The organism is Paenibacillus sp. 1781tsa1, assembly GCF_024159265.1.
Lineage (GTDB): Bacteria > Bacillota > Bacilli > Paenibacillales > Paenibacillaceae > Paenibacillus.
In genome coordinates, this window is the sequence record NZ_JAMYWY010000001.1 from 1,725,598 (window position 1) to 1,740,522 (window position 14,925).

At 48.1% G+C, this 14,925-nt stretch carries 13 protein-coding genes and 1 pseudogene; 11 read left to right on the top strand and 3 right to left on the bottom strand.

The annotated features are described in order from the left end of the window. Window positions 1–88: 88 nt before the first annotated feature. Window positions 89–496, top strand: coding sequence for a hypothetical protein (locus NKT06_RS07625; RefSeq protein ID WP_253432087.1), 408 nt, complete (start codon window positions 89–91; stop codon window positions 494–496). A 226-nt stretch (window positions 497–722) separates the two neighbouring features. On the opposite strand, the gene NKT06_RS07630 is transcribed toward NKT06_RS07625, so the two are convergent. Further along, window positions 723–1,433: a GT-D fold domain-containing glycosyltransferase gene (locus NKT06_RS07630; protein ID WP_253432090.1), complete on the bottom strand. Its 711-nt coding sequence runs from the start codon at window positions 1,431–1,433 to the stop codon at window positions 723–725. A 309-nt stretch (window positions 1,434–1,742) separates the two neighbouring features. On the opposite strand from NKT06_RS07630, the gene NKT06_RS07635 reads away from it, so the two are divergent. From NKT06_RS07635 to NKT06_RS07665, 7 genes are all read left to right on the top strand, one after another. Continuing rightward, the gene (locus NKT06_RS07635; protein WP_253432094.1) at window positions 1,743–2,432 is read left to right on the top strand and encodes a glycosyltransferase; all 690 of its coding nucleotides are present in this window, start codon (window positions 1,743–1,745) and stop codon (window positions 2,430–2,432) included. Window positions 2,433–2,449: 17 nt separating this feature from the next. Next, window positions 2,450–3,439, top strand: a complete 990-nt coding sequence (locus tag NKT06_RS07640; RefSeq protein ID WP_253432097.1) for a polysaccharide biosynthesis protein — start codon at window positions 2,450–2,452, stop codon at window positions 3,437–3,439. A gap of 63 nt (window positions 3,440–3,502) precedes the next feature. Beyond that, window positions 3,503–5,029, top strand: coding sequence for a nucleotide sugar dehydrogenase (locus NKT06_RS07645; protein WP_253432101.1), 1,527 nt, complete (start codon window positions 3,503–3,505; stop codon window positions 5,027–5,029). After that, entirely contained in the window at window positions 5,016–5,762 is a 747-nt protein-coding gene (locus NKT06_RS07650) for a class I SAM-dependent methyltransferase (protein ID WP_253432104.1), read from the top strand. Before NKT06_RS07645 ends, NKT06_RS07650 begins: the two co-directional genes overlap by 14 nt. 19 nt (window positions 5,763–5,781) lie before the next feature. After that, complete coding sequence (locus NKT06_RS07655) at window positions 5,782–6,009, top strand: hypothetical protein (RefSeq protein WP_253432107.1); 228 nt, start codon at window positions 5,782–5,784, stop codon at window positions 6,007–6,009. A 720-nt stretch (window positions 6,010–6,729) separates the two neighbouring features. After that, entirely contained in the window at window positions 6,730–7,860 is a 1,131-nt protein-coding gene (locus NKT06_RS07660; RefSeq protein WP_253432111.1) for a glycosyltransferase family 2 protein, read from the top strand. Between the two features lie 160 nt (window positions 7,861–8,020). After that, a complete protein-coding gene (locus NKT06_RS07665; RefSeq protein WP_253432113.1) occupies window positions 8,021–8,248 on the top strand; it encodes a hypothetical protein in 228 nt (75 codons plus the stop codon). Between the two features lie 270 nt (window positions 8,249–8,518). Here the strand turns inward: NKT06_RS07665 and NKT06_RS07670 are convergent, their stop codons facing one another. Next, window positions 8,519–9,052: a DUF5412 family protein gene (locus NKT06_RS07670; RefSeq protein WP_253432116.1), complete on the bottom strand. Its 534-nt coding sequence runs from the start codon at window positions 9,050–9,052 to the stop codon at window positions 8,519–8,521. 17 nt (window positions 9,053–9,069) lie between these two features. Continuing rightward, window positions 9,070–9,963, bottom strand: coding sequence for an AraC family transcriptional regulator (locus NKT06_RS07675; protein ID WP_253432120.1), 894 nt, complete (start codon window positions 9,961–9,963; stop codon window positions 9,070–9,072). Window positions 9,964–10,077: 114 nt separating this feature from the next. Here NKT06_RS07675 and NKT06_RS07680 point away from each other — a divergent pair, with 114 nt between their 5' ends. From NKT06_RS07680 to NKT06_RS07690, 3 genes and pseudogenes are all read left to right on the top strand, one after another. Continuing rightward, the gene (locus NKT06_RS07680; RefSeq protein WP_253432123.1) at window positions 10,078–11,898 is read left to right on the top strand and encodes an ABC transporter ATP-binding protein; all 1,821 of its coding nucleotides are present in this window, start codon (window positions 10,078–10,080) and stop codon (window positions 11,896–11,898) included. After that, a complete protein-coding gene (locus NKT06_RS07685; protein ID WP_253432125.1) occupies window positions 11,891–13,840 on the top strand; it encodes an ABC transporter ATP-binding protein in 1,950 nt (649 codons plus the stop codon). The genes NKT06_RS07680 and NKT06_RS07685 overlap by 8 nt, the downstream gene beginning before the upstream one ends. Before the next feature lie 189 nt (window positions 13,841–14,029). Beyond that, a pseudogene (locus tag NKT06_RS07690) lies at window positions 14,030–14,885 on the top strand (Rpn family recombination-promoting nuclease/putative transposase). Window positions 14,886–14,925: the final 40 nt, after the last annotated feature.

Genomic DNA, 14,925 nt, shown 5'->3' on the forward strand with positions numbered 1-14,925 from the left:
AATAGGTTCATAAAACTGCTATACATCCAATCCGAAGAGTTGTGAGATTCATAGGATATGGTATCCCATAGCATAGGAGGTGTTACTTATGGGCGTGTTTCTCGATATGAGAACTTCGGAGAACTCGGGAACGGTAGGACAGCCCGGAATACCGCTAGGTCCATCCCCGGAAGCATTCGGCGCGATTGGTCTTCAGACCCAAGGTGTGGTGAATCCCATTATTACATTGAACGGGACAGTAGGCGTTACGGGAGAACTGGGAGATACCTTTGTTGTGGAGCTGGTACGGGGATTCCTATATGACCCCTTCTATGTGATCTACCGTGCTGAAGGTACGATTGGACAGAACGGCGGTGCCGAGTTTCATTCGTTCACTGCTCAGGATCTGTCTGCACCACCAGCACTGGAAAGTGTGTACACTTCGTTCATCTCGGGCGTGTCTACAGCAGTAAGAACGGGGCCGGAGATGTTTTACGGTATAGCAGCTACCAACTAGTTGTGAAGGACTAAAATGTGAATAGCAGCCTGCATCATCATCGCTTTTTTTGACGGCAGAGTCCGCTTCAGATCCCAGAAACCAGAAGTGCAAGACCTGTGTAGCGATATGTTTCGATTGGCGCTCAGCAAGAAACCCCCGGCTCAAGGAGTCGGGGGTTTTTGTCATACAAGCATGTGCGCGTTTCAATACAACTCACGAATCTGAAGTTTGGAGGTGTCCTGGATCAATTGGCACGGCCTTTCAAAATGATGTTGTTGGCTTTGCCGAAGTCGATGGCAACTTTACCTGCGAGTGTGGCTGTACGCTCAGCAAGAATAACCGCGTTGACACCACAGGAGAAGAGAGCGACATCAAAGGTATCTTGATTCGTCTGAATCCAGTGAAGCGTTTCTCCCATTTGATCATAACTGTCGAAAGGGAGTGCGGTCACAATGTTTAAATGATACGGCTCACGTTCGAGCGTGGCACGTAGGGCCTCGATCTCACGAGTGACGAGAAGCACACGCTTGCCTGCAAGCATCTGCCAGAAACGCGGGTTTTGCGCCAGTTCCCGATTGACACAGGCATGACAAGTCCGTGAGGGAGAGATGCCAAAGTGTGCAAACACCATATCAGTCAGAGGTCTTTTGAGATAATCCGGCGCATTAATGGTACTGTCACCGCGAGGAAGAACGCCGACGATATCCGCCCGTTGCAAGGAAGCGGCGACTTCATCCCGGAGCTGCGGGTTGGGAAGACGTAATCCCTTTTGTCCTAAATTGGCTTTCTTGGCCCAACGCTCCTGAAGGACCTGTTCCGTGGTCCACACGGTTTCTTGAGACATGACGATATTCTCGCCATCACCGACTCGCACAAGAGAGAGTGGACGCTGTTCACGAAGCGCCGCTTCAAGCTGCTCAAGCACACCTTCCAGTTCAAGATAGATCGAATCCATTCAGCGATTGCCCCCTTTGAAAATAGAACTGCTCTATTCTATGTTGCGACTGGAGCAACGATATGTACGTTCGACCCGCAGGGCTTCATCTTCAGGCGTATATGAATCTATTTATATGAAAGTTAGTACATCTGTCGGTACCGCTTCTACTAACGTTTCATACGTTATAGAGTGCGGGATTCCAAAGGAGATGTTGCTTGGAAGTGATCTGAATGTGATAGATGTGGTTCATTGAAATACGGCATCGAAACTATGAAAACAGTCTGCATCCGATAAACGGAACTTGCAGTGTCCATGAGGAGGAATGTTATGTCCAGGAAAGTTGTAATTGAAATTAACTTCAACAATTATGGGATGGACCCGCAGCGGTTGACGCGGGAGTGGCTGGAGCGTCGGATGGGCATCTTCCGCACGTTCACATTACATTGCCTGAAGGCACAGACGAATCAGGATTTCCTTACGGTGGTGAAGCTGTCCAAGGAATCGGGGGACTTAATGCGGGAGATTCTTGCAGATCAGGAGCCGCTTCCTTCCAATATTCGTTTTGGAACCAATATTGAAAGTGTGCGTGCCATTTTGGCTTTTGCTGAAGGAGCAGAGGATATCTATATTGCCCGTCTGGATTCGGATGATCTGTACCATAGAACCTTTGTTCAACAACTCTACGATATTCAGCCACAGCCGCAGACGATGGCACTGATTAACCAGAACGGCTATCTCTGGGATAGCGTGAACAACGAGATGGCACCAGCGTTTCATCGTTCTCCGCAATTCTATGTCTACCTGTATAAAACAGCGGAGTACGCATCCGGATACCGGGTCAAGCTTCCGGGCAGAGGTACACATGGCAATGTCATAGACTTGCCGCATGAACTGCTTGCTCCGCGCAATTATGTCAACATCGTACATTCAAACAATACTTCAGTGAAAAAAGTACCGCCCAAAGACCGATTAAGCCGGGATGAGATGGCACAGGTACTACGCGAATTCATGATCTGATCAGGGGGGATTCATCGATGATTCAAGGACAAACGATTCTGATCACCGGAGGAACAGGCTCCTGGGGTCAAAAGCTGACCGAGGTGCTGCTGGAGCAGGACCCGGCTGAGATTCGCCTTCTGTCACGCAATGAATACGCCCAGATTGCGATGCAGCGTGAGTTCAACCATGACCCGCGTCTGCGATTCATCATTGGAGATATCCGGGATTATCGGGCAGTGGAAGATGCATGCAGGGGCGTGGATGTGCTTTTCCATTTGGCTGCGCTGAAGCATGTTCCGGTCTGCGAGGACCAGCCGGATGAGGCGTTCAAGACCAATGTGATCGGGACGCAGAACATTATTCGGGCAGCGATCCGTATGCAGATTCCCAAAGTTATTGATGTGTCCACGGATAAGGCGGTAGATCCGATTAACGTATATGGCATGACGAAGGCTTTGGGTGAAAAAATGATGATCCGTGCCAATTGGCTGAGTGAAGGTACCCGGTTTGTCTGCATCCGCGGCGGTAATGTGCTTGGAACCAGCGGAAGTGTCGTGCCATTGTTCCGTCGTCAGATCGATGAAGGCAAGATCCTGACCATTACAGACAAAGGCATGACCCGTTTTTTCCTTACGCGTACCGAAGCTATACATTTACTGCTTAAGGCCGCTGAGGCAGCCGTGGGCGGGGAGACGTTTGTGATGAAAATGAAAGCTTGCAAGATGACCGATCTGGCCTCCGTCATGTTGGAACAGGCAGGTCGTCCATCCTTCGATTACAAGGTGACGGGAATTCGTCCGGGGGAGAAATTGCATGAAGTGCTGATCTCGCCCTTTGAAGCACCGCGCACTCGTCAATACGATGCGCAGTATTATGTGATCCTGCCAGAGCACCAGGACAAGGGACTGACGGAACAGTACAGCAGCCTGCCTCGTGTGAACTTCACAGAGTATCGTTCGGACAGTGCCATGATGAACAAACCAACGATTGCCCGGTTTTTGCGTGCAGGCGGTTATATCGATTAGGGTGTGTCTCAAAACTGCTTCAACGGAGTTTTCAGACACGCCCGCCGAAGGGAGGCGGAGCATTTGGAGTTGGAAGGAACGGAAGAGAATCATCAGCATGAGCAGCACGAAAGAAATGAAGAATTACAGCCGCGTACCCTAATACAACCTATTCATGACCGCTCCTTGAAAGCTGTTGTCATCGGTCTCGGTTATGTAGGTTTACCCATGGCCATGGAGATGGCCCAGGCAGGTTATCAGGTCCACGGGATCGATATCGATACCTCCAAGGTAAACAAGCTGCGTGCAGGGCACTCGTATGTCATTGGCATTGAGGATGATGTCCTGCAGTCTCTAATGCGGGCAGGTTTGTTCACGGCCAGTACGGATTATGCAGCGGTGGCACAGGCGAATGTCATTGTAATCTGTGTGCCCACCCCACTGACCGCTGAACATCAACCGGATATCTCATATATCTCGGCGGCGGTGGATGGCATGACTCCGTATTTGCAAGAAGGCAGCCTTGTTATATTGGAAAGCACGACTTATCCGGGCACGACGGAAGAACGTGTGAAACAACCGATTGAAGCGGAAAATGGCTGGCGAGCCGGAGAACAGTTCTACGTTTGTTATTCTCCAGAGCGGGTAGATCCGGGCAGCGTGCATTATGGTGTGAAAAATACGCCGAAGATTATTGGCGGCTCTACACCCGCCTGTCTGAATTATGGTAAACAGTTCTACGGCTCGTTCCTCAACGAAGTTGTGCCGGTTAGTTCAACAACGGTTGCGGAGACGGCGAAGCTGTTCGAAAATACATTTCGCAGTGTCAATATTGCCCTTGTGAATGAGCTGACTCCGGCCTGTGAACAGATGGGAGTGAACATCTGGGAGGTGTTGGGTGCAGCGGCAACCAAGCCGTTTGGTTACATGCCATTTTATCCCGGTCCCGGCATCGGCGGACACTGTATCCCGATCGATCCGATCTATCTGTCCTGGGCGGCAAACCGTCAGGGATCGGAGCTGCAATTCATTCAGCTGGCGGATGCAACCAATCGGCAAATGCCAGAGAGAGTGGTGAAGCGTGCCGCGGAGCTGCTGGAGCAAAAGGGTGTATCTGTGCGGGGAGCACGTGTTGTACTCGCGGGTATGGCTTACAAAAAAGACATTGACGACTTGCGCGAATCGCCAGCGCTGGACGTCTTTCGGCTGCTGAGCGCAGCGGGGGCAGAAGTGGTTTTCACCGATCCGATGGTGCCTGTCTTTCGCAAGGATGATGGGACAGTGCTGCACGCTAGTCCGGCGGTGCCGGAATTGTGGGCATGGGCTGACTTGGTGATCATCACAACGGATCATTCGGGATTCAATTATCAGGAGATGGCAGATCATGCGAAGCTGATTTTCGATACACGTAACGCAACGGCCGACTGCCAGGGGGGAAATATTGTGGTGCTGGGCCAGCCTGTACGGCCTGAGGTGAATGGAGTTCGTGAGCAACAGGAGATCGTAGCATGGGTTGGACAAAAAGAAACGGCAGTCGAGGATACTGCAGCTCACCATGAAGTTGCCATCGATCCCGACAAGGATCAGGGAGATGCCCATGGCAAATCATGATCGTGTAAGTGAACGTTACTATGGCGAGATTAACTCGGAAGATTCTCATGAAGCGACGAGAACACGTATCCACTGGATGTGCCGTGAGGCGACAGGCAAACGCATCCTGGATGTCGGGTGCAGTCAGGGCATTACGTCAATTCTGCTGGGACGTGAAGGATTTCGTGTCACTGGCATTGATCTGGAGGAAGAGAGCATTCGGTATGCACAAGAAGAGCTTGCCAAAGAATCCAGGCCGGTCAGGAACAATGTGGATTTTCGGATGCTGGATATTACGCAATGGAAAGTCAGAACGACTTTTGACACGGTACTGCTTGGAGAAGTGTTGGAGCATTTTGCTCATCCAGAGACGTTATTGATTCAGATTCATCGGCTGTTGCAAGAAGAGGGGACGCTGGTTGTAACCGTGCCATATGGATATCATCCGTTCTATGATCACAAGCAGACCTTCTATGCAGGAAATCTGGCGATGACCCTTATGCCGTATTTTGAAGTCTTGAAACTGGAAGTTCATCATAAATATCTATGTTGCGTGGCCCGCAGACGGCGAAGAACACAACTGCATATGTCGCCAACGTTAGATCAACTGATGGAGTGGATGGGGTTGGATCATGCGCATTTTGCCGAGGTGGAACAACAGCATCTCCGCGCAATGAAACAGCGCAAGAAGGTACTGGACAGTGCGGTGGAGCAGGTGAAACGGCTTCGCCGTCAGGAGAGTGGGGAAGGGTAGCAGTGAAGGTAGGGGAAGAGTGGAAGGAAAAGGGATATCGGTAGAGATAGAGGCAAGGGCAGGGTTAGAGGCGAACTCAAGGACAAGTGCTAACCCAAAAGCAAAAGCAAAAGCAAAAGCAAAAGCAAAAGCAAAAGCAAAAGCAAAAGCTAAACCCAAACCCAAACCCAAACCCAAACCCAAACCCAAACCCAAACCCAAGGACACTGCAACTGTGTTGCAAGAAACTGTGAAGGCAAAGGTATAGGTAGACGCTAACAAAACGCAAATTGTAGGACTAGGGGAAAACAGCCTGCTAGAGTAAATGTGAAGAGGTGGGTGCTCTGGATCAACATTAAGCTTCTCCTTGTGAAGGAGATCGGGCCATTCCACTTTGGAGTATAGAGGCGGTGGTCTCAAAAAAAGTCTCTTATACACGCGTCTCAGATCACTTATCAGATCTTTATTAGATCCCTATTAGAATCTTAATTAGATCATTTATTAGATCCTATAGAAGGAGAATCTCTATTCCACTGATGTTTTGTGACGACAGAGACAGCTTATGTTCTAAGGAATCTCACACGCCTTATATTGGTGATTTTTGAGAAGGTAAAAATCTAACGAATCTAAGCGACGCTATTTCATCCGAAAGCTGCGATAAACGGGGAATGGATGCCTAAAAAGCATGAATAGCGCGCCTCAGATTCGTTAGATTTTCCAATAGGCTGATATACACCGAATAGCGTTACCTCGGTTCGTTAGCCACAGTGGGAGTGTGAAAGCAGTTGCTTGTAGCGATATTCCTGATGATCCTGGGATACAAGTTAATCGTGTGCTTGAAGCAGCCAATTAGAGTGTTGTAGTACATGTACCGGTACTAAGTTCCAAATACCAAATGTTAGTACGGTGTTCGAAGTACCTGGTCAATGAAAGAACAAAGCCGTCATGACATTTCGCAATACGCGTTCGACAGGAAGGGGCTCAAAACGTGATCACCATCAGTCTGTGCATGATTGTGAAGAACGAGGAACGCACGCTGGCACGCTGTCTCGACTCGGTTGCTGGCATCGCGGACGAGATTGTCATTGTGGATACCGGTTCATCGGATCGTACGATGGACATCGCTGCGGAGTATACCGACCAGGTCTACACGTATGAATGGAAGGAAGACTTTGCCGCTGCGCGGAATGAGTCATTCGCCAAGGCCACGCAGGAGTATATCCTGTGGCTGGATGCGGATGATGTGCTGCTGCCTGCGGAACGGGCGAAGCTGGAGGTGTTGAAGCAGCAGCTTCCGTCCGGGGGGAAGACGGAAGCTGTGATCTTGAACTACACGCTGGCCGAGGGAGCGGAGGGAAGTCCACTTGTGACGGACCGACGCCTTCGCCTGGTCAAGCGGGATGCCGGGTGTCGCTGGCATGGCCGGCTGCACGAGCAGCTCAGCTTCCCGCAGGGCGAGGTCATTACGGCAGACATTGCCGTCACACATCGCCGCGAAGCGGGACATCATTCGGCGCGAAACGTGCGCATTCTGCGCAAATGGATCGCCGAAGAGGGCGTAGCCCAAGGTCGCCTGCTGTTCTATTATGCAGGCGAATGTTATGACCGCAAGCGTTATGCGGCGGCGGCACGCGGGTACGCGAAGCTGCTGGAACAGCCAAGCGGTTACCGCGAGGATTACCTAATTGCCTGCGCGAGGCTGGCAGAATGTTATGAACGACTAGGCAACCCGGGTCGTAAGCTCGGCGCATTGCTGCTGTCTTTCCAGTATGATTTGCCACATGCCGATTTCTGTTGCGCCATTGCGGCCTGTTTCCATGAACGGCATGAACCCGTCTCGGCAATCTACTGGTATATGCAGGCAGTCGATGTGAGTAGCCGCGATCCAGGCCTTCGTCCGGTACCCGCGGCCTGCCGTACCTGGCTGCCACATGCTCGTTTATCTCTTTGTTATGCCCATCTGGGCAACTGGGAGCAGGCATTGATGCATAACACCAAAGCCCGTGAGTATTTGCCAAACGATCCAGGGCTGCTTGCCAATCGGCAGAAGCTCGAAGTGGTGGTGCGCAAGGAGATGAAGGAGCGGGAAGATCGTGGTGAAGTCTCACCTCATAAGTAGGAAGACGAACTGGGACAGATGAGGACAGAAGGGGTTTAAGCGGGAAGAAGGAATAAGGCAATAGATTGAAGCAGAATTGAAAGAACAACAAAAACGAGTCGTTGCTGTAGGATAAGATAGGACGGATCAGTGTGAAATAAGGGTTGAGTGGAAATAGAGTGTGGGGCACAATTGTGAGCAGAAGCAGAAGCAGAAGCAGAAGCAGAAGCAGAAGCAGAAGCAGAAGCAGAAGCAGAAGCAGAAGCAGAAGCAGAAGCAGAAGCAGAAGCAGAAGCAGAAGCAGAAGCAGAAGCAGAAGCAGAAGCAGAAGCAGAAGCAGAAGCAGAAGCAGAAGCAGAAGCAGAAGCAGAAGCAGAAGCAGAAGCAGATTATGAGGTATCATAGATAGGATAGATAAATGATAATTCTGCCATAAGTTTTAAGTCGATGGTTGCGAAGTTGTTAATGAACAAGAGTAGCCCCGCTTGACCGAAAGAGTCGGTGAGTGGGGCTTTTTACGCTTCTTGTACCGCGTGTATCTCACGTCATTGTGTAAGCAAAGGCTGGCATTTGGCGAAATTTTCACAAGGCATACGCAGCGTGGAACTTCTGATGTGAGATGCCGTGTGTATTACGCACAAGATGAGACCTTCATTGCTTAGGGGCGTCATTTTAGCTGCTAAGTTGCTTTGCTTTTCGGTGCCAGGCAACGCACATAGTGGTCTTTCATCCGTAAGCTCTTGCACGCCCAGCCCCGTCCATCATATATTTCGTCATCGATATTGAGGGTAATGGTCTCATCCGTGTATTCATTCCAGTTTTCAATCCGGAGTGTGTTTTCACTTTCCCATTCAAGATGGTTATTTCCGTGGTGCTCGGCACGATAGATCGTTTGTACTGTGGCGTCCTCAGGGGCATTTGTCTTCTTCACATCGACCCAGATCGTAACACCGCCTGCCGCACCACCATAAGGTACGCCGTAAATCTCGGCAGTATATTCACCGTTCCGTGAAGGCATGGAATAACTCAGATCTCCCAGTTCGGAACGGTCAAATGTGGAGAAGTATGGACGGAGCCAGAAATACAGGAATAAGGCAACGAACAGTACAAGAATCAACAATGAAAATGTGGTGAAAAAAGGGTGTCTACGTATCCAAGGTTTGCGAGAATCTGTATGGGATGAACTTGAACTAGCTTGCTTAATTTGATTCATAAGTATCGAACCTCCACCTACAGTGAAATTTGCTTTGCAGGAATATAAATGTCCATTTCTCCGTAGTGGTCCTGAGCCAAACTGCCATCAATTCGTTCAAAATAGTATGAATCACTCTTCTCGTACCCCGAATGGCTCTGCCAATATTCATCGATAAATGTCCAGACACTGTCCAGATGATCAATGTTGATCAGACTTGGATGGAAATCACAAACGAATTTGAATACGGCATACTGGTTGGCCGGGACCTCAAGTCCATTCAGGTCTTCAGGGATATGATCCAGAGTGGACACTTCTACAGACGGTTGATATGTACTGTAATCCTCGTTAATCTCATTGGTAAATCCAATATAGACGTTAGGCTGCAACACATTAGGAATCGAATGAAAGTGTTTTTCAAAAAAATCGTTGCCTGCTGAATTGGCTTCATAGTGTTCTTCATTGTCTGCATACCGAATATGGGAACGTTGTCCGATGAGTTTCATAGCCGGTTTTCTTACATACGTTGGTGTGAAAATATATCCGTACGGAAGCATCGTGATCATGGACGAAGTCAGACGGGCTGTGAATTCAAGGTCTCCAGCTCCCTGTTTGCGATATTGCAAGGGGGTGATCCCAAAGGTTTGTTTGAAAGCACGTATGTAGGATTGTTCATGTTCAAAAGCGTAATGTCCACTGATATCGATAATTTTCCAATTCAAGTTCACCAATTGCTCCAGGCTGCGTGCCAATTTGCGTGAACGGATGTATTCTCCAGGCAATTGTCCACTTGCATGTTTGAACATGCGATGCAGGTGGAACTTGGATACATGAGTCACAGATGCCAGATGATCCAGCGTTAATTTGTCTTGAATATGGTCTTCTATGTAGTCGAATAGTTTATCCAGTGTGTCTAGCAAATCATGTTGCATAGCAATCTCCCTACTTCAAATAGTACTTACAGCAATAAATGTTCATTTTTTCCTTATCACCGATGATATCATAACCAAGTACATAATTTAATGACAAGATTGGAGAAACCATCCATGTTAGCTGACAAAAGAACGTATACAACGTTAGGCATGATAACTCGATTATGGACATTAACGGGCAAGTACCGTGTGTTCATCATTCTGTTACTTTTCGCCGCATGTATGGTCTCCCTGATTGAGGTCGGTTATTTGGAGTCGATCCGAAGACTGGTCAAAGGTGCTACCGAAGCACAGTTTTCGTTACTCTACTCAGGTCTGATCATAGGCGTTAGCATTGTAGTATTACGATTGGTTGTAACCGCATTCATGACGAGGGTCGAGACGTTATTTCAGCAAAAGACATTATTGTCTATGCAGTCTCTACTGCTCTCATCTCTAGGCAACACAGAGACACGCGATCTGGCACATTATCACACGGGTGACCTAACCTCCAGGATATGGACTTCAGCCAAGGAAGCACAGAAGGGGATAAACCAACATGGCATTGAACTAGCAAAAAATATCATTCAGCTGATTCTTGCCTTTGCTTACTTCAGCTGGGTGAACTTGCCGTTGTCGTTGGCTATCATTGCATTCACGTTAATCTATCCTCTTGTAACGGTAGGATTGGGTAAACGTCTGCAGCGACAGCATGATCAGTTGAATGCCAGTGCAGCGTCAAGAGATGAGATGCTAACTGAAATCATCCAAGCCCCAGTTGAGATCCGAAGTTACGGACTCGCGGGTTATGTTCATCATCAATTTAAAGATCGAATGGATCAAGTGTTCAGACATACTATGTCTGTATCTGTATTACAACGTCTTTCGGAAGCAGCCGGACGGGTCTCGACCTATGGTGGCATGATTCTGATTCTCTATTTAGGTGGCATGCAGGTACTGAATGGACATATGGATGTAGGAGGCCTGGCTGCTTTTCTGGTGGCAAGCAGTCAGTTAACTCGTCCAATTGAGTCGCTATCCGGGCTTTGGAATGATTTTATTGGTTCTGCTTCTCACGCATCCAGAATCTTTGAAGTACTGGATTTGGAGAGAAAGGATGGGGCTGCTAATACAAGTACCAATACATATGTACGTTCCGATACGCATTTAGAGCAGCTTGAAAAGCAATCTAAACCGGGTGGCATCAACGTGCAGCATGTGTCTTATAGGTATGCGGAGCAAGAAGAAGTGTTAACGGATATTTCTTTTGAGGCCAAGAAAGGAAAGCTAACTGTAATCACTGGGCCAAGTGGATGCGGGAAAACCACGTTATTGAAGTTAATAGCCGGATTAGATAGACCTGTTACTGGCTCGATCCAGGTCATGAATCAGAAGAATTCACTGAATGGTGTGAACGAAGTTCACACAACACATGTCAATCAGGTGTATGTTCCACAACAAGCCTTTATTTTCACAGGTACAGTGGAAGAGAATATTGTTTTTGGACAAGAGGGGGTATCTGCCGATCAAGTAGAGGTTGCAGCCCACATGACGCATGCACATGACGCGATTATGCGTCAATCGCTCGGTTATGGGACAGAGCTTCGGCCACAAGGCGGGACGATGTCGGGTGGAGAGCTTCAGCGTATTAGTTTGGCCAGAGCGATGCTGAGGAACCCGGATATTCTATTGTTGGATGAACCGACGTCATCTCAAGACCCTTTACATGAGCAACGATTGAATGATCTCTTGGCGAGAATTACTGCTGACAAAGGCACAACGGTCATTGCAGTTACTCATCGATTATCGCTGATAGAACGGGCGGATCAGGTCATCTATATTCAGAAGGGACGCGTCGAAGATACGGGGACTCATCGTGAATTGCTGGATCGTGCAAACGGATATCGAAGCTATATTGCGGAGCAGGATACGGAAGTGGAGGGACAGCATGAGTAACAAGATTGAAGATGCAGCATATGCCGATGATGTTGGAATGAAGAGCAGTCATGAGAAAAGTGGAGCAAATGAGATAAATGAAAATAATGAAATAGAAGTTGATCATCAGATGAACGAAAGTCATGTTCCAGATGACCCAAAGCAAGCTGTATCACTGGCAACGGTATGGCCCGTTATTTTTCGATGGATGAAGCCTTATGGATTAGCTGTAGTGATCTTGCTCATTTTTATTGCAGCAGATGCAATCTTCGATTGGGGACTTGCCTTCGTACAGGGATTCTTCGTGGATGCCATTCATGATGGGGGACAGGAGCAGCTTAATGCTACGGCATTGATCTTTATCGCCATTCTGGCAGGGTTTATCGTATTGCTCGCGATGCATCGGTATGTGCTGGTATGGCTCAAGGAGTCTATGCAACGGGACATGTCGATGGATCTGTTGAAACTGTTGAACCGGATGCCCTATTCCTGGGTGCGCAGACAGAAGTCCGGGGATGTGATGCTTCGCATCAAAGAGGACACGAAGCATGGTGCAGAAGTTGTGGAGGCTATTGCAGAGGGTGTTACGGTTGTGTTCATCATTGCTCTATCGCTGGGATACTTGTACAGAGCAGATGCATGGGTTGCGGTTATCGCCTTGGTAAGTGCAGGGGCAATCTGGTTCACGGCGAGGTTGTATGATCAGCGAATTGTACATCTGTCCGATGAGGTCGAATCCAGAGAAGGCGAGTCCCAAGAACAGATACAGCAGTATGTTGAAGGGATACCGGTGATTCAGATGTATGATGCTTCACCGTGGTTTCTCACTCGCTTTCGAACACAACAACAATCACTGAATCGTGTTCAGGCCAAGTTACAGATGACACTGAGCATGTCGGATAACGTGGCGATGGCGGTGTTTGGTCTGGCTCAATTGGCAGCGTTGTTCCTGATTGCTCTGTCAGCGGCTAGGGGAACTCTGTCTCCGGGCATGGTTGTCGCAAGTAGTCTGCTCTTTGAATTGGTGGTGTGGCCAGTACTCGGCTTGTCTAGCCAGTGGAGTCAGATGCAAGCCAGCGTGGGAGCATTTGGACGTATCTCTGCATGGTTGAAATTGGCGGAGAACAAGAAGACTGACGCATCTAATACTAAGCACGAGGAGTTTGCACAGGGAATTTGTAACCAAGATCAAGGGAGTACACAAAAAGGGGCACACAAAGAGAACGAAATTACCATGCTACGTCTTCAACAGGTTACGTTAACCGATGAAGACAGTGGTCGGAAGATTTTGGATCAGATTACGCTTAATCTGGTTCCTGGTGAACTGGTTGCTGTAGTTGGCGCCAGTGGTGCTGGCAAATCTACACTGTGCCAAGTGTGTGCAGGGCTGATCGAGCCAACAAACGGAAGCGCATTGCTGGGTGATCAACATGTTGCAGAGTATATAGAGATGGATGATCAATCCAAGCTGACGTATATGCCGCAGACACCAACTTTTTTTACAGGAACGATCGAAGAAAATATTCGTCTGAGTTCAGACGTTACATTGGACAGAGTGAAGCTTGCGGCAAAGCAGGCAGGTTTGCATGAATACATTGAGGCTCAGGAAGGACAATACGCAGCCATGTTGCAAGAGAAAGGCTCCAATATATCTGGAGGACAACAGCAGCGACTGTCGCTAGCCAGGCTCTTTATGAGGTCATCCGATCTGTACATCCTGGACGAACCAACGTCATCACTGGATATTCAGACAGAACAGAGGGTGATGAATCACTTGCTGAACTTTATGAAAGGCAGAATCGGGTTGCTTGTCACACATCGCATGGAGATCGCTCGTCAGTGTTCTCGTATCCTTGTAATGGAGAAAGGCCGAATTGCCGAGGATGGGACGCATGAACAGTTGATGCAGAGGAAAGGATTGTATTATCGGATGAATGCAAAAGCAGCAGTTGTAGATAAGTGAGCTCGTACGAAATAATTAATGGACACGATTTGCGGAATTATATTTATCCTTATTTAATGTACGAACCGTATGAGAGATCACATTTAAAAACGAAATTGGAGTTAGTTAATTCATTCAGATATCGAAGAGTGCTCTGCAAAAATTCGCACCCGACATGGTATAATAGAAAGAAACGGAGTTGATGGTCAGATGTCTGATTTGCTCGATCCTCGGAACGATTTTGTTTTCAAACGTATTTTTGGCAGTGAGGAAAATAAAGATGTCCTGCTGGTGTTCTTGAACCGAACGTTTGCAGAATCGGGGGGAACAGCCGCTGACGGAGATTGTACTTCTCAACCCGTACACAGATAAAGATGCTCCACTAGATAAACAGTCCATATTTGATATTTGGGCGAAAACAGCTGAAGGTAAATTGATTAACATTGAGATGCAGTTATTTAATAAATACGATATTGAAAAGCGGACCCTATACTATTGGAGCAAGCGTTATTCCAGTCAGTTGCAGGAAGGCCAAACGTACAAGGAACTGAAAAAGTGTGTGACCATTAATATTTTAAATTACTCGTTTATCGCGAACGAGCGTTATCATAATGTGTTTCATCTGAGGGAAGACCACACCGGACTTGAACTGAGTGATGATCTTGAAGTGCATTTCATGGAGCTGTCCAAGCTGGACGATCAATCCGTTCCGGTGGTGGGTGGGCTGATCAACTGGCTTTTGTTTCTGAAAGGTGCGGATAGATCCAATTGGGAGGTGTTGCAAATGAACGAACCGACTTTGAAGAAAGCAATGGATACGCTGGAGTTCTTGAGTCAGGATCGGGAGGCGCGTCGTTTGTATGAAGAACGGCAGAAGTATCTGCATAATGAAGCTTCGATGATTGAGTGGGCTACGGAACAGGGAATAGCCAAGGGATTAGTAGAAGGGGAAAAAAGAAAGGCGATTGAGATTGCGAAAAATATGCTTTCTTTTGGTATTGAAATTTCAGTGATTGCCCAAACAAGTGGTCTAACTGCGTCTGAAGTTGAGGCGTTGAAAGATTAGAAGCGCATCCAGTACAAAACAGTCGCTGGGTGGCTTAGGT

Coding starts and splice junctions, on each gene's coding strand:
- NKT06_RS07680 (WP_253432123.1), top strand. CDS start 10,078: ATGTTAGCTGACAAAAGAACGTATACAACGTTAGGCATGATAACTCGA.
- NKT06_RS07675 (WP_253432120.1), bottom strand. CDS start 9,963: ATGCAACATGATTTGCTAGACACACTGGATAAACTATTCGACTACATA.
- NKT06_RS07625 (WP_253432087.1), top strand. CDS start 89: ATGGGCGTGTTTCTCGATATGAGAACTTCGGAGAACTCGGGAACGGTA.
- NKT06_RS07640 (WP_253432097.1), top strand. CDS start 2,450: ATGATTCAAGGACAAACGATTCTGATCACCGGAGGAACAGGCTCCTGG.
- NKT06_RS07670 (WP_253432116.1), bottom strand. CDS start 9,052: ATGAATCAAATTAAGCAAGCTAGTTCAAGTTCATCCCATACAGATTCT.
- NKT06_RS07635 (WP_253432094.1), top strand. CDS start 1,743: ATGTCCAGGAAAGTTGTAATTGAAATTAACTTCAACAATTATGGGATG.
- NKT06_RS07630 (WP_253432090.1), bottom strand. CDS start 1,433: ATGGATTCGATCTATCTTGAACTGGAAGGTGTGCTTGAGCAGCTTGAA.
- NKT06_RS07685 (WP_253432125.1), top strand. CDS start 11,891: ATGAGTAACAAGATTGAAGATGCAGCATATGCCGATGATGTTGGAATG.
- NKT06_RS07650 (WP_253432104.1), top strand. CDS start 5,016: ATGGCAAATCATGATCGTGTAAGTGAACGTTACTATGGCGAGATTAAC.